21 protein-coding genes are annotated in these 20,941 nt (G+C 48.3%); 15 read left to right on the forward strand and 6 right to left on the reverse strand.

Going from position 1 to position 20,941, the window contains the following annotated elements:
* Nucleotides 1-4 precede the first annotated feature (4 nt).
* The 3 genes from ACLHR0_RS09215 to ACLHR0_RS09225 are packed head-to-tail and all read left to right on the forward strand — an operon-like array spanning nt 5 to nt 4,562.
* Nucleotides 5-3,208, forward strand: coding sequence for an efflux RND transporter permease subunit (locus ACLHR0_RS09215; protein ID WP_436486058.1), 3,204 nt, complete (start codon nt 5-7; stop codon nt 3,206-3,208).
* A gap of 16 nt (nt 3,209-3,224) precedes the next feature.
* The gene (locus ACLHR0_RS09220) at nt 3,225-4,313 is read left to right on the forward strand and encodes an efflux RND transporter periplasmic adaptor subunit (protein ID WP_436486060.1); all 1,089 of its coding nucleotides are present in this window, start codon (nt 3,225-3,227) and stop codon (nt 4,311-4,313) included.
* 48 nt (nt 4,314-4,361) lie between these two features.
* On the forward strand, nt 4,362-4,562 hold the full coding sequence (locus ACLHR0_RS09225) for a hypothetical protein (RefSeq protein ID WP_436486062.1): 201 nt from the start codon (nt 4,362-4,364) through the stop codon (nt 4,560-4,562).
* A gap of 390 nt (nt 4,563-4,952) precedes the next feature.
* On the opposite strand, the gene ACLHR0_RS09230 is transcribed toward ACLHR0_RS09225, so the two are convergent.
* The 3 genes from ACLHR0_RS09230 to ACLHR0_RS09240 form a co-directional block, all read right to left on the reverse strand.
* Nucleotides 4,953-5,600 carry a MarC family protein gene (locus tag ACLHR0_RS09230; RefSeq protein WP_370913438.1) on the reverse strand — a complete coding sequence of 216 codons (648 nt, stop codon included), beginning with the start codon at nt 5,598-5,600 and terminating at the stop codon, nt 4,953-4,955.
* A 42-nt stretch (nt 5,601-5,642) separates the two neighbouring features.
* Nucleotides 5,643-6,257, reverse strand: a complete 615-nt coding sequence (locus tag ACLHR0_RS09235; protein ID WP_436486064.1) for a trimeric intracellular cation channel family protein — start codon at nt 6,255-6,257, stop codon at nt 5,643-5,645.
* A 70-nt stretch (nt 6,258-6,327) separates the two neighbouring features.
* Complete coding sequence (locus ACLHR0_RS09240; protein WP_429047894.1) at nt 6,328-6,591, reverse strand: hypothetical protein; 264 nt, start codon at nt 6,589-6,591, stop codon at nt 6,328-6,330.
* A 220-nt stretch (nt 6,592-6,811) separates the two neighbouring features.
* On the opposite strand from ACLHR0_RS09240, the gene ACLHR0_RS09245 reads away from it, so the two are divergent.
* On the forward strand, nt 6,812-8,974 hold the full coding sequence (locus ACLHR0_RS09245; protein WP_436486066.1) for a S9 family peptidase: 2,163 nt from the start codon (nt 6,812-6,814) through the stop codon (nt 8,972-8,974).
* 28 nt (nt 8,975-9,002) lie between these two features.
* Nucleotides 9,003-9,398 (forward strand): hypothetical protein, encoded by a 396-nt coding sequence (locus tag ACLHR0_RS09250; RefSeq protein ID WP_436486068.1) that lies wholly within the window; start codon nt 9,003-9,005, stop codon nt 9,396-9,398.
* Between the two features lie 240 nt (nt 9,399-9,638).
* On the opposite strand, the gene ACLHR0_RS09255 is transcribed toward ACLHR0_RS09250, so the two are convergent.
* The 3 genes from ACLHR0_RS09255 to ACLHR0_RS09265 are packed head-to-tail and all read right to left on the reverse strand — an operon-like array spanning nt 9,639 to nt 11,855.
* Complete coding sequence (locus tag ACLHR0_RS09255) at nt 9,639-10,283, reverse strand: VIT1/CCC1 transporter family protein (protein WP_429047900.1); 645 nt, start codon at nt 10,281-10,283, stop codon at nt 9,639-9,641.
* Nucleotides 10,284-10,293: 10 nt separating this feature from the next.
* On the reverse strand, nt 10,294-11,532 hold the full coding sequence (gene rocD / locus ACLHR0_RS09260; protein WP_370913444.1) for an ornithine--oxo-acid transaminase: 1,239 nt from the start codon (nt 11,530-11,532) through the stop codon (nt 10,294-10,296).
* A gap of 59 nt (nt 11,533-11,591) precedes the next feature.
* Nucleotides 11,592-11,855 (reverse strand): acyl-CoA-binding protein, encoded by a 264-nt coding sequence (locus tag ACLHR0_RS09265; protein WP_079471849.1) that lies wholly within the window; start codon nt 11,853-11,855, stop codon nt 11,592-11,594.
* A 246-nt stretch (nt 11,856-12,101) separates the two neighbouring features.
* On the opposite strand from ACLHR0_RS09265, the gene lepA reads away from it, so the two are divergent.
* The 10 genes from lepA (at nt 12,102) to ACLHR0_RS09315 (ending at nt 20,923) form a co-directional block, all read left to right on the forward strand.
* On the forward strand, nt 12,102-13,895 hold the full coding sequence (lepA, locus tag ACLHR0_RS09270) for a translation elongation factor 4 (RefSeq protein WP_436486071.1): 1,794 nt from the start codon (nt 12,102-12,104) through the stop codon (nt 13,893-13,895).
* Nucleotides 13,896-14,166: 271 nt separating this feature from the next.
* Entirely contained in the window at nt 14,167-14,721 is a 555-nt protein-coding gene (locus tag ACLHR0_RS09275; protein WP_370913446.1) for a thioredoxin family protein, read from the forward strand.
* Between the two features lie 440 nt (nt 14,722-15,161).
* The gene (gene ureA / locus ACLHR0_RS09280) at nt 15,162-15,464 is read left to right on the forward strand and encodes an urease subunit gamma (protein ID WP_370913447.1); all 303 of its coding nucleotides are present in this window, start codon (nt 15,162-15,164) and stop codon (nt 15,462-15,464) included.
* A gap of 21 nt (nt 15,465-15,485) precedes the next feature.
* Nucleotides 15,486-15,860, forward strand: a complete 375-nt coding sequence (ureB, locus tag ACLHR0_RS09285) for an urease subunit beta (RefSeq protein ID WP_336388574.1) — start codon at nt 15,486-15,488, stop codon at nt 15,858-15,860.
* Nucleotides 15,857-17,578, forward strand: coding sequence for an urease subunit alpha (gene ureC, locus ACLHR0_RS09290; protein ID WP_436486074.1), 1,722 nt, complete (start codon nt 15,857-15,859; stop codon nt 17,576-17,578). Before ureB ends, ureC begins: the two co-directional genes overlap by 4 nt.
* Nucleotides 17,579-17,590: 12 nt before the next feature.
* Entirely contained in the window at nt 17,591-18,094 is a 504-nt protein-coding gene (ureE, locus tag ACLHR0_RS09295; RefSeq protein WP_370913449.1) for an urease accessory protein UreE, read from the forward strand.
* 5 nt (nt 18,095-18,099) lie between these two features.
* The gene (locus tag ACLHR0_RS09300) at nt 18,100-18,780 is read left to right on the forward strand and encodes an urease accessory protein UreF (protein WP_436486076.1); all 681 of its coding nucleotides are present in this window, start codon (nt 18,100-18,102) and stop codon (nt 18,778-18,780) included.
* 17 nt (nt 18,781-18,797) lie between these two features.
* On the forward strand, nt 18,798-19,433 hold the full coding sequence (gene ureG, locus ACLHR0_RS09305; RefSeq protein ID WP_370913451.1) for an urease accessory protein UreG: 636 nt from the start codon (nt 18,798-18,800) through the stop codon (nt 19,431-19,433).
* Nucleotides 19,430-20,209, forward strand: a complete 780-nt coding sequence (locus tag ACLHR0_RS09310; RefSeq protein ID WP_436486079.1) for an urease accessory protein UreD — start codon at nt 19,430-19,432, stop codon at nt 20,207-20,209. Before ureG ends, ACLHR0_RS09310 begins: the two co-directional genes overlap by 4 nt.
* 9 nt (nt 20,210-20,218) lie before the next feature.
* Nucleotides 20,219-20,923 (forward strand): hypothetical protein, encoded by a 705-nt coding sequence (locus ACLHR0_RS09315; protein ID WP_436486081.1) that lies wholly within the window; start codon nt 20,219-20,221, stop codon nt 20,921-20,923.
* The last annotated feature ends 18 nt before the right edge of the window (nt 20,924-20,941 follow it).

The following is a 20,941-nucleotide window of genomic DNA, read 5'->3' on the forward strand; positions in this document are numbered from 1 at the left end:
CATTATGTCATTTGTATCTTCGGCACTGAAGAAGCCCATTGCGGTGGTGGTAATCACCGGCGGACTACTGCTTTTTTCGTTGCTGTCCATCTTCAATATACCCATCGATATATTCCCGAAACTGAACCTGCCAACTATCTACGTGATAGAGCCATACGGAGGAATGTCGCCGCAGCAAATGGAAGGGTTCTTTGCCACCCGCCTGCAGGATCAGTTCCTGTATGTAAATGGCGTAAAAAGTATTTCTACCAAAAACATACAAGGGTTAACGTTATTAAAGCTCACCTTTTATGAAAACACAGATATGGCGGAAGCTTCTGCCCAGGTGGCGTTACAGGTGAACCGCGCCATGAAGTTTTTTCCGCCGGGAGCCTTGCCGCCGCAGGTCATGCGTTTCGATGCATCGTCGCTGCCGGTGGGAGAGCTGGTGTTCAGCAGCCCTAAAAAGTCGCTGAAGGAAATTTATGATCTGGCCGCTACCCGCATCCGGCCTATGTTTGCATCTGTACCCGGACTGTCGGCGCCGCCACCCTTTGGCGCTAACTCCCGGTCGGTGATCATAAATGTTGATCCGCAAAAGCTGCGCAGCTTTAACCTCAGCGCCGATGAAGTAGTGGAAGCCATTGCGAAAAATAATGTGATGACGCCCTCAGGGAACATCCGTATCAACAATACCATGTTTGTGACCACCATCAATTCCCTCGAAAAAGAGGTGGCGGACTTTGGTGATATTCCCATTGTTACCAATGGCAACAACAACGTGTTCGTACGCGACATCGCCCGTGTAGCCGATGCTACGGATGTAACCGTGGATTATGCATTGGTTAATGGCAAACGCTCGGTATATATCCCTGTGGTAAAAACAGCCGATGCCTCCACCTGGGACGTAGTGAAAACACTGAAATCCAAAATCCCGGAAATGCAAAGCCTGCTGCCGGATGATGTAAAGGTATCGTACGAATTTGACCAGTCGGTGTTCGTGATCAATGCCGTGAAAAGCCTGATCACAGAAGGTGCGCTGGGCGCATTGCTCACCGGGCTGATGGTACTCTTGTTCCTGCGTGACCTGCGTAGTTGTCTGGTGGTAGTGGTTACCATCCCGGTAGCAGTGCTATGCGCTGTAATGGGATTGAAGCTGGCAGGGCAAACCATCAACATCATGTCGCTGAGCGGCCTTGCACTGGCCATCGGTATTCTGGTGGACCAGGCCACGGTGACTATCGAAAATATCCATCAGCACCTGGAAATGGGGAAGTCCAAACGGCTGGCAATTTATGATGCATGCGAAGAAATTGCATTCCCGCTGTTGCTCATCCTGCTTTGCATCCTGGCAGTATTTGCGCCTTCATTTATTATGACCGGGGTGCCACGTGCCATGTTCCTGCCACTGTCGTTGTCTATCGGCTTTGCTATGGTGGCTTCCTATTTCGCAGCGCAAACATTGGTGCCGGTTATCGCCAACTGGTGGCTGAAGGCTGATAAATACCAACACCATGCCCATGCCGGCCTGGCGCTTGATGCGGAAGAAATAAACGAAGTAAACGATCATCTGCAGCAGGCGGTGCAGCATCCGGAAAAAGCAACCGGCTTCGAACGCTTTAAACAGGGCTTTATGCAGGTTCTGGAAAGCGGTATGAATAAATCCCGTATAGTCGTAACCGTTTATATCATTGGTTCCCTGCTATTGGCTGGTGGTTGCTACGTATGGATAGGGAAGGACCTCATGCCCCACATCAACGCCGGGCAGTTCCAGCTTCGTTTACGCATGCCCGATGGTACCCGCCTGGAGCGCACGGAAAGCGCACTGCATGAAGTGCTGGCGGTAGTGGACAGTACCGTGGAAGGGCATGTGGCCATCAGCTCCGCTTACGTGGGATTAATTCCCAGCAGCTATGGTACCAGTAACCTATATATTTTTAACAGCGGCACCCATGAGGCGGTATTGCAGGTGAACCTGGAAGAAAATTACAAAGTAAATATCGAGACACTGAAAGATCAGCTCCGGAAGAACATCACGGCGAAAATACCGGAGATGCGGTTGTCCTTTGAGCCGATAGATCTCACGGAAAAAATTATGAGCCAGGGAGCAGCCACGCCGATAGAAGTAAGGGTGGCAGGGAAGGATATGAAACAGATTTCCGCGTATGCACAACAACTGGTAGATAAGCTGCGCGACATTCCTTTCCTGCGGGATGTACAAATTGCGCAGCCACTGCATTTCCCGGTGATCAGCATTCACATTGATCGTCTTAAACTGGCACAGATGGGTTTGAACATTTACCAGGTGGCGCGTTCTGTTACAGCATCCACGTCCTCCAGCCGCTTTACGGAAAAAAATCAATGGCTCGATGAAAAGGTGGCATATACCTACCAGGTACAGGTGCAGGTGCCGGAGTACAACATGACGGCTTTAAACGACCTGAAAGAGATCCCGCTGGTGAAAGGCCAGCCCAGACCAGTACTGGCAGATGTAGCCACTTTTTCCCAAACGGAAATGCCAGGGGAATATGACCGCTCCGGTCCGCGTAGATTCGTTACCGTTAGCGCCAATATTTCGGGCAAAGATCTCGGTGCTGCCACGGCCGCCGTGCAACAGGCGATTCAGGAAACCGGCACACCGCCAAAGGGATTGATCACAGAATTGAAAGGCGCATCAAGCCTCCTGGTGGAAACGTTGAACAGCCTGCAAAATGGGCTGATGATAGCGGTAGCAGTTATCTTCCTGTTGCTGGCGGCCAATTATCAATCATTTAAATTATCACTGGTGGTACTCACTACCATCCCGGCAGTAATCGCCGGTGCACTGATCGCCCTGTTACTCACCGGCGCTACACTCAACCTGCAATCTTATATGGGCATGATCATGTCTACCGGCGTATCGGTGGCCAATGCCATCCTGATCGTTACCAACGCGGAAAAACTCCGGGTGGAATACCGCGATGCAGGGAAAGCAGCCATCGTGAGCGCCGGTATAAGGCTACGTCCTATCCTGATGACCAGCCTGGCCATGATCGCAGGGATGATCCCGATGGCCAGCGGCCTTGGGGAAGCAGGAGATCAGACGGCACCGCTGGGACGCGCCGTAATCGGCGGACTGATAGCTTCCACACTTGCCGCCCTGCTTATATTACCGCAGGTATATGCGCTGATGCAGCGTAAGGCAGGTTATCAGTCGCCCTCCCTAATGCCGGACAATGCCAATGTTTAAAATAAAATCTAAAATAATGAAGTACTATAAATATTACCTGTTCACGGTAAGTATAATCATGGCCCTGGCGGCCTGTAATTCAGCCGCTATGACTGATAAAAAGAAAACAAATAAAGAAGAACGTCATTATATGCTCGCAACAGTGGTACAGCGACCGCTGGCTGGTAGTATCCGCTTGCCGGGCGCGTTAGCCGCCTTCCAGAAGGTTAGCATTTATCCCAGGATCAATGGTTTTGTGAAAAGTATTTCTGTAGACCGTGGCTCCAAAGTAAAAAAAGGACAGGTACTCCTGGTGTTGGAAGCGCCGGAAGTAACCCAGCATTATTACGCTGCACAGTCCAAATACCTGCAGGCAGCGGCCATGTTCGCCTCCAGTAAGGATAACTACGAACGTACCGTAGCCACCAGTGAAGAACCGGGCACCATTTCCCCGCACGACCTGGAGCTGGCAAAAGCCCGTATGCTGGCCGACAGCGCACTGATGAACAGCGAGCAGGCCAATTTCCGCGCGCAGGAAGTAAACCGTGGATATTTAACTGTTACCGCGCCCTTTGATGGCGTGATCACAGAACGTAACATTCACCCCGGTGCCCTGGTGGGGCCGGACACCAAAGTGGATGATAAGCCCATGTTGATGCTGGAGCAGGAAGACAAGCTAAGGCTGATGCTCCAGGTCCCCGAAATATACAGCGCCCAGTTATCAGAACAGTCTGTGATCACATTTGAGGTCAATGCCATTCCCGGTGAACATTTCCAGGGTACCATCGCCAGGCAGGCGGGTACGTTGAATGATAAATACCGCTCTGAAGCTGTAGAAATAGATGTACAGAACGCGAAACGGTTACTCAAAGCAGGAATGTATACAGAAGTGATGCTGCCGCTGAAAGGCTCTGCTCAGGCGCTGTTAGTGCCGGCCAGCGCAATTGTTATGTCTACGGAAAGAAAGTATGTAGTCGCCGTAAGAAATCACTATACAAAATGGATTGATATAGAAGAAGGTAATCATCACAACGACTCCACGGAAGTGTTCGGCCATCTGCAGGCGGATGACCGGGTGATCGCACCGGCAACAGATGAAATTAAAGAAGGTATCATGATCCCGTAAGCACAGTTCCGGCGTTTTTTTTGTAGCCATACGTTAAAACCATGACTTATGACGATCAAAAAAAGCACTTCCGAAAAGCGTGAGCTGAAAGAAACAAAGCGTAAGAATGAAGCACTGGCTCCGGCCAAAGGCGGCGCCAAAAAGGAAAGGAACGACGACCGGAATAATGTATTGGAAGGGTATGATGAAGACGAATACGATCAGAAAGATATCGCAGACAGCAAACGCAAAAAGAAAAACCAGGACTAAAAAAAAGTGCCGTCCCGAGGAGTCGGGACGGCTTTTCTGCTAACTGTTCCGTCTATATTGATTTTCTTATGTTCTTATTAAAAAAAGAGAACAAATAACATCCACCTAGTAATCAATAACGGATTTACCTGTTGTTCAACTAAAAAAACTTTATAAAGTGGCAATGAGATTCCTTCACGTATTTTTACGCGAAATGTTTTCGATAGGTTAAAATGTTTTTGGATTTTATGTTTGGATGCGCAATGACAATCATAACGGGTTACGCTATGCGGATGATGGCTGCTATCTTCTTAAATATTCTTTCCCTTTTGTGTTATCTTGAAAACTCCTTTAGTGCGCATCTGAAATAATAACACGAAACGATTTAAAATTGTTCTGGGAAAACCGTTTTTAAAAATTAAAAAGTTCGCGGATGCCGAGCGCAAACATCTGAACCCCGATAACAGCGAGAATAAGTCCCATCATTTTTGTGATCACCATCATTACATTGGTGCCGATTATTTTTACAATGCGTTCACCTGCAATAAAGAGCAGATAGGTAATATAACATATAAATGCATAAATGGCTATTACAATAGCCAGGTGTGTAAGGTCTTTTGCCGCGGAATAACTCATGGAAGTGGTAATAGCGCCGGGGCCCGCCAGCAGCGGCATTGCCAGTGGGGTAATGGCTACGCTGATCCCCTGGTCGGCCTTCACCGGTTGAGCGCCGAGTTTGGGATTTTCATTTTTATTTTCCTTTTCTCCGCGTACCATTTCATAGCCAATCACGAATACAAGGATACCGCCGGTTACACGCAACGCGGCCAATGTAATGCCAAAAACATGAAAAATGAGTTTACCCGCCACACTGAAAACAAGAATAATACAGAAGGCAATGATCACTGATTTGGTGGCAATATTTCGCTTCGCTTTTTTATCCATATTGGATGTCAGCTCCATAAAAACAGGGATGGCTGAAACAGGATTTACAATTGCCAGTAATCCCATGAATACGGTGGTTGCAAAAGCAAGATAATTATCAAATAATGCCATCATATCAGCAATATAATAAATTTTATTTACCGGCAAACATCGCTGCTAGGAACGTAAGCGGGGCAATTGCCAGTTATGACGCAGGCTTAGCAACCGGATGGTCACTATAACGGTAACGGCTATACCCTGCGCAATGTCTCCGGAAACGCCGGTAAAGTGCCCCGCAACCAGGTACAGGATGCCACCGGCAATAGATGCCGCAGCATATATTTCGCGGGTAAAAAGAATGGGCTGCTCTCCGGTGATAACATCGCGCAGTAATCCGCCGAAAGTGCCGGTAATAACGCCCAGCGCTACACATATGGGCATGGGAAGCCCCGCTGCCAGTCCTTTATTGATACCGGTAATAGTAAACAGCCCAAGACCAATAGCATCAAAGGTGCTGAGTAAACGGGTGAGTTTTTTCACATAGGAAAAAAATAATGCGGCAATAATAGCGGCGGCAATAATGGCCGTGTTGGTAAGTTCGTCCGTCATCCAGGCTACTGGCGTGGCGCCTGTCAGCAGGTCGCGGATAGTACCACCGCCAATAGCGGTGATAAAAGCCAGCGCCAATAGTCCGATAACATCATACGACTTATTAATAGCTGCTGTGGCTCCGGAAACAGCAAACGCAAAAGTGCCCAGTAATTCCAATACCTGGATAAAGGTAAGCTGCATTCTCCTTGTCTGATTTATGAACTAAGGTAAGGATACTTTATATGACTACGACAGGAGAACAACAACCAACTCAATAATCATCCTCATAGGCAGATTCACCACGGAGCGTACGCTCTATCTGGTTGCGGAGACCATGACTGAATCCTTCCACTTCAATTTTAGGATGGTGATCCAGGTAGATCATAAAGCGCCCTGTTTCCTTCGTAACAAGGTCATAGATATCTTCCAGTAAAGCGCAAAGTAATCTCCGGGTATTTTCAGCGATCTGCGCAAGAGAGGAATCTTCAAAATGCCGGTATTCACGGTTTTTATAAGATAAGGTAATCTGTATCATAACTGACGGTTTTTCTGCAGGAATTAGGATTACCGGTTAAAATATGGCTAACCGGCTGGTTTTCATTATCTAATTATTAAATCTGACATAAAAATAGGCAAAAAGAAATTGTTTTTTTAATACTAAAGGGTGATTTTTTATTAAGTGAACACTACCGTCCCTATATTGTTCATTTTTTTTCTATTATAATTTGGCTACCATTGCAAATTATTCTTACATAATGAAGAAACTTACGCTACTCATTGTTTTTATCGCGCTGTATTATTTACCAGCACAGGCGCAGCCAGGAAAGGGCATCCGGTGGAGCCTCGACGGCAAATCCTATTTTAAAGCCACCCCTGCCGGGATCGAATCTTACCCGTTGTCCGGTGAAGCATCTTCCCTGAAAGTCCCGGCAGTCAGCTATCACAGCCTTGCCATAAAGGATTTTTATTTTTCAGGAGATGAAAAAAAAGTACTGCTTTACACCAATTCGAAAAAAGTATGGCGTTATGAAACCCGCGGTGACTACTGGTTACTGGACATCGCCAGCGGAAAACTCCTGCAGCTCGGGAAAGATAAACCGGCTTCTTCCCTTATGTTCGCCAAATTATCACCAGATGGCACGAAAGCCGCGTACGTAAGCGGGCATAACATTTTCGTGGAAGACCTCGCCATAGGCGCCATTACTCCCATTACCACGGACGGTACCCGCCGTTTTATTAACGGTACATTCGATTGGGCCTACGAAGAAGAATTCGGCTGCCGCGACGGCTTCCGCTGGAGCCCGGATAGCAAGCGCATCGCCTACTGGCAGATTGACGCCACAAAGATCCGCGACTTCCTCATGATCGATAACACTGATTCCATATATTCCTTTACGGTGCCGGTAGAATACCCGAAAGCAGGAGAAAGCCCCTCTGCCTGCCGCATCGGCGTTGCAGATATACAAACTGCTAAAACAACCTGGATGCAGGTTCCGGGCGATCAGCAACAACATTATATTCCCCGCATGGAATGGGTGCCCGGTAAAAATACCCTCATCATCCAGCAGCTGAACCGCAAACAAAACGAAAGCAAAATAATGCTCTGCGATGCCGCCAATGGAAATGTACGCCCTGTTTACCAGGAAAAGGACAGCGCCTGGATCGATGTAAAGTCGCGCTGGGACGATGACAACATCGCCGGATGGGACTTTATCCGCAGCAGCAAATCCTTTATCTGGGTGAGTGAACAGGACGGCTGGCGCCATCTCTACAATATTTCTACGGATGATGGTAAAGCCACTTTACTCACACCAGGAAACTATGATGTGATCAGCATCGCCAAAATTGATGAAGCGAGTAACACCATTTATTTCCTCGCCTCACCGGACAATCCTACCCAGCAGTACCTTTACAAGGTGCCGTTAAACGGAGGCAAGGCAGAACCTATCACACCCGCGAATGAACCCGGCTCCCACGAATATAAAATTTCACCTTACGGAAACTGGGCTATCCACGACTTCAGTAACGCATATACTTATCCTGTTAGTGAAAACCTGCAGCTGCCGGCGCACAAAAGCAAGGACAATACCGTACTGAATGCTATTACCAAAGGCGCTGCAGCACCCAATAAACCGGAGTTCTTCAGCATCACCACCGTTGACGGCGTTACCATGAGCGGCTGGATGAGTAAACCCGCCAGTTTTGATCCCTCCAAAAAATATCCCGTGGTATTTTATGTATACGGCGAACCCGCCGGCGCTACCTCGCTAGACGCCATTGGCGCAGGCCGCAATTTCCTCTACGACGGCGATATGGCTGCCGACGGATATGTGTACGTATCAATGGATAACAGGGGCACCCCGTTGCCCAAAGGCCGCAACTGGCGTAAATGCGTGTACCGCAAAGTAGGATTGATCAATGCACGCGACCAGGCTATGGGCACCAAAGCATTGTTACAGAAATATACTTTTCTTGATCCGCAACGCACCGCTGTATGGGGCTGGAGCGGCGGCGGCTCCATGACGCTGAATCTCCTGTTCCAGTATCCGGAGATCTATAAAACAGGGATCGCCATTGCTGCGGTAGGCAACCAGCTTACTTATGATAACATTTACCAGGAACGCTATATGGGCCTGCCCGAAGAAAACCGGGAAGATTTTGTAAAAGGTTCGCCTATCACTTATGCAAAAAATCTCCAGGGCAATCTGCTTTATATCCATGGCACCGGTGATGACAACGTACATTATCAGAACGCGGAAATGCTGCTGAATGAACTGATCAGGTATAATAAGCAGTTCCAGTTTATGGCTTATCCTAACCGCACACATAGCATCTCTGAGGGACAAGGTACTTTTGAACACCTTTCTACTTTATATACTAATTATTTGCGTTCGCATTGTGAACCGGGCGCAAAATAAGTACCTTTGCCTCCCTAAATTGAAAAGTATGTCCAGGACAGCTATTATTGGAATACTGGCAGTGTTGCTGGTGATTATCTGCGCGTTTTTGCCGTGGTCGGTGGTAGACGTGGAAGGCAGGCACCTGGTTTTTACAGGCGTAAACGGAACGGGTTCCAATTACGGAGAGCCGGGCCGGTTATGTATTATCCTTTCTGTACTGGCAATTGGAATATTCCTGGTAAAGAATAGGTGGGTGTCCAGGGTGAACCTCTTTATTGTAGGGTTTCTGCTGGCCTGGACCTTCAGGAATATGTTGTTGTATTCAAGATGTGAGATGGGTGATTGTCCGCAGTCGCAACCCGGCCTTTACTTGTCATTAGCTGGTGCGCTGGTAGCCTTTGCCTGCGTGTTGTTTACACGTCCGCCTAAAAACAGTAAATAAAAAACAGCATCGCCTCCGGCGATTTTAAATTGTCTTGGCTCAGGATGACGCTGATTTTACTGATTAGTTTGATTTTTACTTTTTGGATTTTATAAAGGATTAAGGGAGATAGAAGCGGATATTCGCTCTTATCTCCCTTAATTATTATTTAAAGAAAATCTAAAAATCCAAAAAAATCCAAAAGTAAAAATCAAACTAATCAGTAAAATCAGCGTAATCCTGAGAAAGACAAAATCCGCTTCAGAAGATGGTTTTATGTAAAATCCATGCACCCGCAAGGATACCGGCTCCCATCAACCAATACCGTAAAATCACCGGGAGCGGACGTTGCGCGGTTACTTTCGCCTTGATAAAACTGAAAATCGTGAGTCCCAGGAAAACCAGCAGGATACTGGTAGGGGAGGCCGCTGCGAAATTTTCATTGGAAAGATAAGGTCCCAGCGAAAGGATACCACCCAGCAAAAAGAAAACCCCGGTCATCAGCGCACTCTTGATAGCACGGGAACGGCTAAACGCAGATTCCTTTACTTTCTCCTGTTCCAGCATCAGCTCCCACGAATGCGCATCCTTTTCCATTTCCTGTTCTATGTGTGCAATCATACGCGGGTTGATATCCAGGCGTTGCAGCTTGGACCGTTCCTGGTCCGACAGCAGGGCGCTGTCGTGCTGCAGGTCGCCTTTATTAGCCTGGAAAGCGCTGATCATCACCAGTACGGCGCCAATGATCAGTGCGCACAGGTGAATGGTGTAAAAGGTTTGTACTTCAATGGGGAATACCTGTATCACCTGCGTCGCAAAGAACAACAGGAAAAGCCCATCGGGAAACCCGATTAAAAAATCTGTCTTCCACCCGGAACTACGGATGGCTTTATGGGATATAGTCATACAAGGTTCACTAACTGAAAGCCTGCTCCAGGCTTCTTTTGATGATCTGCACGCAATCGTTGATCTGTCCTGCGTTGATAGACAGGGGCGGTGCAAACCGTATTTTATCACCGTGTGTTGGTTTTGCCAGCAGACCGTTTTCTTTTAAAGTAAGACAAAGGTCCCAGGCAGCTTCCGGGTCTTTATGTTCAATAACGATGGCGTTTAGCAGTCCTTTTCCACGGATGGTGGTGATGTAAGGCGAATGCAGTTCCTTCAGGCCGTTGCGGAGCAACAGTCCCATTTCAGCGGCGTTTTCCGCCATCTTCTCGTCTTTCAGCACCTGCAGGGAAGCAATGGCCACTTTGCAGGCCAGCGGGTTGCCGCCATAGGTGGAGCCATGTTCGCCCGGTTTAATGGTGAGCATGATCTCATCATCCGCCAGTACAGCACTCACCGGTAAGGTGCCGGCCGACAAAGCCTTTCCAAGTATCAGGATATCCGGGCGCACATTTTCATGGTCGCACGCCAGCATTTTGCCGGTACGGGCCAAACCCGTCTGTATCTCGTCTGCAATAAATAACACATTGGCATCCTGGCAGTACTGCCACGCTTTGGATAAATACCCTTCATCCGGTACCATTACACCTGCTTCACCCTGTATGGGTTCTACCAGGAATCCGGCTACGTTTTTATCCTGTAAAGCCTGTTCCAGTGCAGTTAAGCTGTTGTAGGGAATAACTTCATAACCCGGTGTAAACGGACCAAAATTATCACGTGCAGCAGGATCCGTACTGAAAGAGATCACATTGAGCGTACGCCCGTGGAAGTTATTGGCGCAAACAATGATCTTTGCTTTGTCTTTCGGAATGCCTTTTACAATATAGGCCCAATGACGGCAAAGCTTCAGCGCTGTTTCCACTGCTTCCACCCCCGTATTCATGGGCAATACTTTATCATATCCGAAATAAGCAGTGATATATTGTGCATATTCTCCCAGCAAATCATTGTGAAATGCACGGGAGGTAAGTGTCAGCTTTTTTGCCTGCTCTATAAGGGTGGCAATAATTTTAGGGTGACAATGCCCCTGGTTTACAGCAGAATAACCGGACAGAAAATCATAATAACGTTTGCCATCCACATCCCATAAAAAAACACCTTCGCCCCGGTCCAGTACAACCGGCAGCGGATGGTAGTTATGGGCACCATATTGTTCTTCCAGCGCCAGGTAATGTTGTGACTTTTCACTTATCGTGTATGAAGGTACCATAACCCAAAAGTAAGGAAAAAGATGAAAGAAGCTGTTAGCCGTCAGCTAACAGCTCCCGGCTAATTGCCCCCTTTCAGTTTCTTTACCAGGTCCACATATTCCTGCATCGCCGCATCCTTCGTTTTACCTTTCAACTCCGCCCACGCTTCGTGCTTGGCTTTCGCCACAAAATCAAATGGGTTGGAAGGACCGTCGTTATCCACGTCGCCGGTTGTTCCCTGTTTGTACAAAGCATACAACTGCAGCAAAATTTCATTGGACGGTTTCTCCGGCAGGGTTTTACTGGCTGCTACTGCCTCTTCAAACTGACTGGTTAGTTCCATGTGCGGTGAGTTTTAAATTTAATAATACGGGTTAACACCCTCATTTTTCCCTTATGTCTATAAAGTTGAGCTTTATATATTAATATATCAAAAAAAGCCCGCGCCATCCTTTCTATCTCCTTAAAAACCAAATAACAAAACATAATTACTAAACGCATTAACTAATGAACTAATTTCAATACCTTTGCCGGCTGAAAAGGTCCGATGCAGTACATTGCAGCAGGACACGGAATAGCAAAAAAACATATGAAGAATATTCGCAATTTTTGTATCATTGCCCATATTGACCACGGTAAAAGTACCCTGGCAGACCGTTTACTGGAGTTTACACATACTATTTCCGACCGCGACATGCAGGCACAGGTGCTGGACGACATGGATCTTGAACGTGAGAAAGGTATCACCATCAAGAGCCACGCCATTCAGATGGATTACACGGCAAAAAATGGTGAAAAATATATCTTTAACCTGATCGATACCCCCGGCCACGTGGACTTCTCCTACGAAGTATCCCGCGCCCTTGCCGCCTGCGAAGGAGCCCTCCTCCTGGTAGACGCCGCACAGGGTATCCAGGCGCAAACTATCTCAAATCTTTACCTGGCACTGGAAAACGACCTCGAAATCATCCCCGTTATCAATAAAATTGATATGCAGGGCGCCATGATCGAAGAAGTGAAAGACCAGATCATAGAACTCATCGGTGTAAAAGGAGAAGATATCCTGCTTGCCTCCGGTAAAACCGGTATCGGCATTGAAGAAATCCTGGAAGCCATCGTAAACCGTATTCCCGCTCCCAAAGGCAGTAATGAAGCGCCGTTACAGGCACTTATCTTCGATAGCGTGTTTAACTCCTTCCGTGGTATCATCGCATATTTCCGCGTGTTCAACGGCTCCATCAAAAAAGGAGATAAGATCCGGTTCTTTAACAGCGGAGAAGAATATTTTGCAGATGAAGTAGGCATCCTGAAACTTGGACTCGATCCCCGCAAGGAAGTATTCACCGGGGATGTAGGGTATATTATTACCGGTATCAAAAGCGCTAAGGAAGTGAAAGTAGGGGATACCATCACCTTATCCAATAACCCTTGCTTAGAAGGTATCAACGGCTTCCAGGAGGTAAAACCAATGGTATTCGCCGGTATCTATCCTGTAAATACAGAAGATTTCGAAGAGCTGCGTGAGTGCATGGACAAACTGCAGCTGAACGATGCTTCCCTCACCTATGAGCTGGAAACCTCGCAGGCACTGGGTTTTGGCTTCCGTTGCGGATTCCTCGGCATGCTCCACATGGAAATCATCCAGGAACGCCTCGAAAGGGAATTCAATCAAACCGTTATCACCACGGTTCCCAACGTAAGCTTCATTGCACACACTACCCGCGATGGCGTGATCATCGTAAACAACCCGAGCGAAATGCCCGATCCTACCAAGCTGGACAGGATCGAGGAACCTTTCATCCGCGCACAGATCATCACCAAGCCGGAATATATTGGTAACATCATGACCCTGTGTCTCGGCAAACGCGGTAACCTCCTGAATCAAAGCTATCTGACCACCACCCGCGTGGAACTGATGTTTGAAATACCATTAACGGAAATCGTATTCGACTTTTATGATAAACTGAAAAGTCAGACACGTGGATACGCCTCCTTCGACTACACACCAATCGGATTCCGCGACAGTGATATCGTGAAAATGGATATCCTCCTGAACAACGAAAAAGTGGATGCACTCAGTGCCCTGATCCACAGAAGCCGCGCACAGGAGTTTGGCCGTAAACTCACCGAAAAACTGAAAGAACTGCTGCCACGTCAGCAATTCCTGATCGCCATCCAGGCAGCCATCGGCGCCAAGATCGTTGCCCGCGAAAACATCAGCGCTATGCGTAAAGACGTAACCGCAAAATGTTATGGCGGTGACATCTCCCGTAAACGTAAATTACTCGAGAAACAAAAAGAAGGTAAGAAACGCATGCGCCAGATAGGCAACGTGGAAATACCACAGGAAGCGTTCCTGGCGGTACTCAAACTCGATGATTAAAGCGTAGGTTGTCTTACTCAGGATTACGCTGATTATATTGATTAAGGGGATTGATCACTTTGGATTTTATATGATTTTGGGAGATATAAGCGGATATATTCGTTTATATCTCCTTTTAATTTTTATATAAATCTGAAAATCCAAAAAAAAATCCAAAAGTAAAAATCAAACTAATCAGTAAAATCAGCGTAATCCTGAGCCAAGACAATTTCCGCATCGCCGGAGGCGATCCCGACGCGAAATTTATTATATTTGAGAAAACCAATCACCCATGCGTTCTTTAGTGCTCTCTTTAACATTCGTATTTTCCGCGCTCACTTTCTCGGCCGTAAAAGCGCAACAGGCGCCACCCGCCGCCGACCAGGTAGTAAAAGATGCCTGCGCGCAGGCAGCCAAAGCCAATAAAAAAGTGATCGTCATCTTTCACGCATCCTGGTGTGGCTGGTGCCATAAAATGGATACTGCCATGAATGATGCCAGCGTGAAAAAAGCATTCGACAACAATTACGAAATCCGTCATATCACCGTGCTGGAAAACGGCGCCAACAAATCGCTGGAAAACCCCGGTGGCGCAGATCTGCTGGCAAAATATCACGGCGATCAGGAAGGCATTCCGTTCTGGCTGGTATTAAACACCAACGGTGAACTGCTGGCCGACAGCCGCATGAAAAGCCCCACCGGCAAACTGCAGAACGTAGGCTGTCCCGCCCAGAAAGAAGAAGTGGATTACTTCGTTGGCATCCTCGAAAAAACATCAAAAATGAAACGCGGAGAACTCGATGCCGTACGCACCAGATTTGGTAAAATAGCCAACGCCGCGCATTAAGCGAATTTTGTCTTACTCAGGATTACGCTGATTTTATTGATTTTTTTGATTTGAACATTTTGGATTTTAAAGGATTTGGGGAGATATAAGCGGATATGCGGATTTTGTCTTTCCCGCTGATTACGCTGATTTTACTGATTATTTTTTTAAAAGATTTGGGGAGATATAAGCGAAAATATCCGCTTACATCTCCCCGAATCATTTAAAATCCAAAGTGTTCAAATCCCTTAATCAGTAAAATCAGTGTAATCAGCGGGAAAGACAAAATCCGCCTATATCTCCCCAAATCCTTTAAAATCCAAAATGTTCAAATCAAAAAAATCAGTAAAATCAGCGTAATCCTGAGTAAGACAAAATCCGCGGAAAAATCGTACTTTACCACTCCTTTCATACACCAGCCAATCTCCCGGAAATAAGTTTTTATACAACAATCTATTCATATGCACCTGACTGCACGGGAAACCGAGAAATTACTACTGCACCTGGCCGGTGAACTGGCCGAGAAAAGAAAAGCACGAGGACTGCGCCTTAACTACCCGGAAGCCATCGCCCTTATCAGCAGCCGCTTAATGGAAGCGGCACGCGACGGCAATACCGTGGCAGCGCTCATGCACTATGGCGCTACCATTCTTACCCGCGAAGATGTGATGGAAGGCATACCCGAAATGATCCACGAAGTTCAGATCGAAGCTACTTTTCCCGACGGTACCAAACTGGTCACCGTACATGATCCTATCCGTTAACCAGTACTAAATCTTACAACCATGATCCCCGGAGAATATTTTTTAAAGAAGGAAGATATCATTGCCAATGCCGGCCGGAAAACGGTCAGGGTAAGCGTGGTGAACACCGGTGACAGACCGGTGCAGATAGGCTCCCATTGCCACTTTTTTGAAGTAAACCGCATGATGTCTTTCCCAAGGGAGGCCGCATTCGGTATGCGGCTCAATATACCTTCTGGCAATGCTGTACGCTTTGAGCCGGGAGAAGCCAAGGAAGTGGAACTGGTGGAGCTGGGCGGCGCCCGGAAAGTGATCGGTATCAATAACCTTGTAAACGGCGATACCACCGATCCTGCTGTGAAAGCCGCAGCCATAGCCAAAGCAGCTTCCCTCAATTTTAAATCCGAGCAACTATGAGCCTGTCCATCAGCAAAACAAAATATGTAAATATGTATGGCCCTACCACCGGCGATCGCGTACGGCTGGCAGATACAGACCTCATCATCGAAATAGAAAAGGATTACAATGTATACGGCGATGAAAGCAAATTCGGCGGCGGTAAAAGCGTGAGAGACGGTATGGCGCAATCGGCCACCGCACTGCGTAGCGAAGGCGTGCTCGATTTTGTAATCACCAACGTGATGATCATCGATCACTGGGGTATTGTGAAGGGAGATATAGGGATTAAAGACGGTAAGATCGTTGCAGTAGGACAGGCAGGTAATCCCGACACGATGGACGGCGTACATCCGCAGCTCATCATCGGCGCATCCACTGAAGTACACAATGGCGCTAACCTCATCGCCACCGCCGGCGGTATTGATACGCACATTCACTTTATTTGTCCGCAACAGGTGGATCATGCCCTCTTCAGCGGAGTAACCACCCTGATAGGCGGCGGTACCGGTCCGGCGGATGGCACCAGCGCCACTACGGTAACACCGGGAAAATGGAACATCCAGCGCATGTTGCAGGCGGCAGAAGCATACCCCGTAAACCTCGGCTTCTTTGGTAAAGGGAATTGTGCTACCACAGAGCCATTGGTGGAACAGATAGCTGCAGGCGCGCTGGGGCTGAAAATTCATGAAGACTGGGGCGCTACGCCGGCCGTAATAGATGCTTCCCTGAAAGTAGCCGACGAACTGGACGTGCAGATCGCCATCCACACGGATACGCTGAATGAAGCCGGCTTCCTGGAAGATACACTCAACGCCATCAACGGCCGTGTAATACATACCTTCCACACAGAAGGCGCCGGCGGCGGCCATGCACCGGATATCATCCGCGCCGCCTCCTTCCCTAATGTATTGCCTGCATCTACCAATCCCACCCGCCCTTATACGGTAAATACCATCGATGAACATCTCGACATGCTGATGGTATGCCATCACCTGGATAAAAAAGTACCGGAAGATGTGGCCTTCGCAGATTCCCGCATTCGCCCGGAAACCATCGCTGCAGAAGATATCCTGCACGACATGGGCGTATTCAGCATCATGAGCTCCGACTCACAGGCAATGGGCCGTATCGGGGAAGTGATCATCCGCACCTGGCAAACCGCCGATAAAATGAAGAAACAACGCGGCGCACTGGAAGAAGATAAGAACAACGGGAATGATAACTTCCGCGTGAAAAGATACATCGCCAAATACACCATCAACCCGGCTATCGCACACGGCATCTCCACGCATATCGGTTCCCTGGAACCCGGTAAGATGGCGGATCTCGTGCTGTGGAAACCCGCCTTCTTCGGCGTGAAGCCGGAAATGATCATCAAAGGCGGCATGATCAATGCCAGCCGCATGGGCGATCCCAATGCGTCCATTCCAACACCGCAGCCGGTAATTTACCGCCACATGTTTGGCGCACACGGAAAAGCACTGCTGCACACCAGCGTATTATTCGTATCTGCGTTATCGTTAGAGAAAGGCATTAAAGAAGAATACGGTTTACAGAAACAATTGTTGCCGGTGAGCAACTGCCGTAACATCTCCAAAAAAGATCTTATTCATAACGATAAAACACCGGATATCACCGTAAATCCGGAAACATACGAAGTACGGGTAGACGGCGAAAAAATTACCTGCGAACCGTTAAAGGAACTGTCGCTCGCACAGCGTTATTTTTTATTTTAATCCGGAAGAGATATGTTGGTAAGGGAAATTATAGGAAATACGGATACGCATACACGCAGCAGTAAAGAAACCGACCTGCTGCCGCTGGAATGGTTTGAAACCTCGCGGCGCATTCAGCGAAAACTCACTGCCGGCGGCCGTGAAGTGGCATTGAAGTTTACAAAGGAAGGGCAGCAACTGCAACAAAATGATATCCTCTACCAGGACAACGACCTGATGATCGTGGTAGACATCCTTCCCTGTGAAGCTATTGTGATCCGCCCGCGGAACATGGCCGAAATGGCAAAGGTGTGCTACGAAATCGGCAACAAACACCTGCCGCTTTTCCTCGAAGAGGAGCAGCTGCTGATTCCCGCAGAGGAGCCGCTGTATCGCTGGCTCCATGCGGCCGGGTACCCGGTGGTAAAAGAACGGCGCAAGTTACTGCACATCCTGCGTACTAACGTACAACCACACACGCATGGAAACAGCGGCCCTTCATTTTTTGAGAAGATCCTGGAACTGGCGTCAAAATAGAGCATATGGAACAGCATTATCTCGGCAGCTTACTACACCTGGCAGACAGCACATTGCCAATCGGCGGCTACACACATTCTGCAGGGCTGGAAACCTTTGTGCAACAGGGGCTGGTCAACAGCGCCGCCACTGCGGCTACCTTTGTGCGCAATATGCTGCAGAATAATATCCGCTACAACGATGCTGCATTTATGAGCCTGGCCTACACCGCAGCTACACAAAATAATGTGAACGAATTGCTGGAGCTGCACCACCTGTGCACTGCCGTAAAAGCGCCGCGCGAACTCCGGGAAGCCAGCCAGAAGCTAGGCGCAAGACTTACCCGCATTTTTAGCCGCAGGTACACCAGCGACCTGGTAACGCAGTATGAAACAGCCGCAGGTAACAGCCCGCACTACTGCCTGGTGTTTGGTATATACGCCCACCTCACCGGCATTCCATTGTCGTCCGCGTTGTATGCGTTCTATTACAACGCCGCCATGGGAATGGTGACCAACTGCGTAAAGCTCGTGCCCCTTGGGCAAATGGACGGACAGGATATCATCTTTGACCTGCAACATCTACTAAAAGAACTGACAGCAGTAACGATACAACCCGACAGATCATTGCTCGGCCTTTGCAACGCGGCATTTGATATCCGCAGTATGCAGCACGAACGCCTGTACAGCCGGTTGTATATGTCGTAACAATAATTATTCATACAATGAGCAGAGAATACATAAAAGTAGGAGTGGCCGGTCCGGTAGGTTCCGGCAAAACAGCCCTCATTGAGCGGTTAACAAGGCAAATGGCGCAACACTACCAGGTAGCCGTCATCACCAACGATATTTATACGAAGGAAGATGCGGAATTCCTCACGAAAAACAGCCTGCTGCCGGCAGAGAGGATCATTGGCGTGGAAACCGGTGGCTGCCCACATACCGCCATCCGTGAAGATGCCAGCATGAACCTGGAAGCCGTGGAAGAAATGGTACGCCGCTTCCCCGATATTGAAATCATCTTTATTGAAAGCGGCGGCGATAACCTGTCCGCTACCTTCAGTCCCGACCTGGCAGATGTCACCATTTTTGTGATAGACGTAGCGGAAGGGGATAAGATTCCCCGTAAAGGAGGTCCTGGTATTACCCGCTCGAACCTGCTCGTGATTAATAAAATTGACCTCGCCCCTTATGTACACGCCGACCTCGGCGTAATGGAAAGGGATGCCCGCAAAATGAGAGTAGGACAACCTTTCGTGTTCACTGACCTCATGAGCGGTACCGGGCTGCAAGACGTAATTAACTGGATTAAAAGATATGCATTACTGGAAGACAGCGCCGTGCCCAACCTCTTAACATGATCAGTGAACTGAAGATATTGACAGGCAAAAGGGACAGCAGCACTTACCTGAAGGAATGCTACTGCACGCGGCCTTTTAAAGTGGCCAACGTGCGGGAGGAACGCAGCGACCCGGTATTGCGCCTCATGATGATGAGCTCTTCGCCGGGGATGCTGGATAAAGATCATTACCAGTTAGATATTACCGTAACCGCAGGCACCGCCCTGCACCTGCAAACGCAGGCCTACCAGCGGCTGTTTAACATGGAAACCGGCGCTACACAGGAAATGTGCGTACGACTGCAAACAGGGAGCACCTTCACCTTTTTACCGCACCCCCTGGTGCCGCATGAAAAGGCTGCCTACACCGGCACGGCAAACCTGCACCTGGCAAATGACTGCCGTCTTATATGGGGAGAAATCATTACCTGCGGCCGGAAACTAAACGGGGAAATATTCCTGTTTACAAAACTGCACAGCATCACACAGGTATTTTTGGGGGAGCAGCTGTTGTTAAGGGATAACCTCCTGATGCAACCCGGCGTTACCAGCTTTGATGCAATGGGATGGATGGAAGAATATACCCACCAGGCCACCTTCCTGTTTTTTGATACCCATGAAAAGGTACTCCTGAACGAAACTGCGGACAGGCTTCACCGTTACCTGGAAGATCAACCCCATATCCTGGCCGGCGTTACCCGCACTGCGGGTAATGGCATCATGGTAAGAATGCTTGGCCATAGCGGGGAACAACTATTTGAATGTCAGCACCAACTGGCAAAGCTTTTATCTCTTTAAAAATGTAGTATGTCATTTATTGATAACAGTTTATTGCTAACGGCAGTTACTATCAGCTGTCTTCATACGGCCTCCGGACCGGATCATTACGTGCCCTTCATCGTTTTTTCCCGCACCCGGAAATGGTCGGTGGCTAAAACTATTGGGTGGACGGCCCTCTGCGGCCTCGGACATGTAATGAGCTCACTCGTGATCGGGATGATTGGCGTAGTACTGGGCTGGCAGCTGTCGCGTTTTACCACCATCACAGAAGTGCGTGGCGGCATTGCGGGATGGGCATTGCTGATATTGGGGCTTTTCTACCTCATATGGGGATTATATAAAGCCATCGCCAACAGGCCGCACAAACATTTTGATGTATATGACGACGGCGATATGTATGTTTATCAGCATCGGCACAATGAAGCCTATGTAGCGCCACAGAAAAGGATCCGCGTAACGCCCTGGATACTGTTCGTAATATTCGTAATGGGCCCGTCGGAGCCTTTGTTGCCGTTATTGTTTTATCCGGCCGCGCAACAATCTGTACCCGGCATTGTAATGCTGATAGCTACTTTTACGTTCTTTACCATCCTCACCATGATCATCATGGTGCTGTTGGGATACTACGGGTTTTCCCTAATGAAACCCGTTGCCACAGAAAGATATATGGCCGCCATCAGCGGCGCTGCTGTTACACTCTGCGGAACAGGCATGGTTTTTATGGGTTGGTGAACTGTTTGGCAGCTCAAG

The sequence above is a fragment of the Chitinophaga sp. ARDCPP14 genome, from assembly GCF_051362515.1.
GTDB lineage: Bacteria > Bacteroidota > Bacteroidia > Chitinophagales > Chitinophagaceae > Chitinophaga.

Bases quoted from the DNA above. Each gene is read 5' to 3' on its own strand.
- ACLHR0_RS09215 (WP_436486058.1), top strand. From the start codon at position 5: ATGTCATTTGTATCTTCGGCACTGAAGAAGCCCATTGCGGTGGTGGTA.
- ACLHR0_RS09220 (WP_436486060.1), top strand. From the start codon at position 3,225: ATGAAGTACTATAAATATTACCTGTTCACGGTAAGTATAATCATGGCC.
- ACLHR0_RS09225 (WP_436486062.1), top strand. From the start codon at position 4,362: ATGACGATCAAAAAAAGCACTTCCGAAAAGCGTGAGCTGAAAGAAACA.
- ACLHR0_RS09230 (WP_370913438.1), bottom strand. From the start codon at position 5,600: ATGATGGCATTATTTGATAATTATCTTGCTTTTGCAACCACCGTATTC.
- ACLHR0_RS09235 (WP_436486064.1), bottom strand. From the start codon at position 6,257: ATGCAGCTTACCTTTATCCAGGTATTGGAATTACTGGGCACTTTTGCG.
- ACLHR0_RS09240 (WP_429047894.1), bottom strand. From the start codon at position 6,591: ATGATACAGATTACCTTATCTTATAAAAACCGTGAATACCGGCATTTT.
- ACLHR0_RS09245 (WP_436486066.1), top strand. From the start codon at position 6,812: ATGAAGAAACTTACGCTACTCATTGTTTTTATCGCGCTGTATTATTTA.
- ACLHR0_RS09250 (WP_436486068.1), top strand. From the start codon at position 9,003: ATGTCCAGGACAGCTATTATTGGAATACTGGCAGTGTTGCTGGTGATT.
- ACLHR0_RS09255 (WP_429047900.1), bottom strand. From the start codon at position 10,283: ATGACTATATCCCATAAAGCCATCCGTAGTTCCGGGTGGAAGACAGAT.
- rocD (WP_370913444.1), bottom strand. From the start codon at position 11,532: ATGGTACCTTCATACACGATAAGTGAAAAGTCACAACATTACCTGGCG.
- ACLHR0_RS09265 (WP_079471849.1), bottom strand. From the start codon at position 11,855: ATGGAACTAACCAGTCAGTTTGAAGAGGCAGTAGCAGCCAGTAAAACC.
- lepA (WP_436486071.1), top strand. From the start codon at position 12,102: ATGAAGAATATTCGCAATTTTTGTATCATTGCCCATATTGACCACGGT.
- ACLHR0_RS09275 (WP_370913446.1), top strand. From the start codon at position 14,167: ATGCGTTCTTTAGTGCTCTCTTTAACATTCGTATTTTCCGCGCTCACT.
- ureA (WP_370913447.1), top strand. From the start codon at position 15,162: ATGCACCTGACTGCACGGGAAACCGAGAAATTACTACTGCACCTGGCC.
- ureB (WP_336388574.1), top strand. From the start codon at position 15,486: ATGATCCCCGGAGAATATTTTTTAAAGAAGGAAGATATCATTGCCAAT.
- ureC (WP_436486074.1), top strand. From the start codon at position 15,857: ATGAGCCTGTCCATCAGCAAAACAAAATATGTAAATATGTATGGCCCT.
- ureE (WP_370913449.1), top strand. From the start codon at position 17,591: ATGTTGGTAAGGGAAATTATAGGAAATACGGATACGCATACACGCAGC.
- ACLHR0_RS09300 (WP_436486076.1), top strand. From the start codon at position 18,100: ATGGAACAGCATTATCTCGGCAGCTTACTACACCTGGCAGACAGCACA.
- ureG (WP_370913451.1), top strand. From the start codon at position 18,798: ATGAGCAGAGAATACATAAAAGTAGGAGTGGCCGGTCCGGTAGGTTCC.
- ACLHR0_RS09310 (WP_436486079.1), top strand. From the start codon at position 19,430: ATGATCAGTGAACTGAAGATATTGACAGGCAAAAGGGACAGCAGCACT.
- ACLHR0_RS09315 (WP_436486081.1), top strand. From the start codon at position 20,219: ATGTCATTTATTGATAACAGTTTATTGCTAACGGCAGTTACTATCAGC.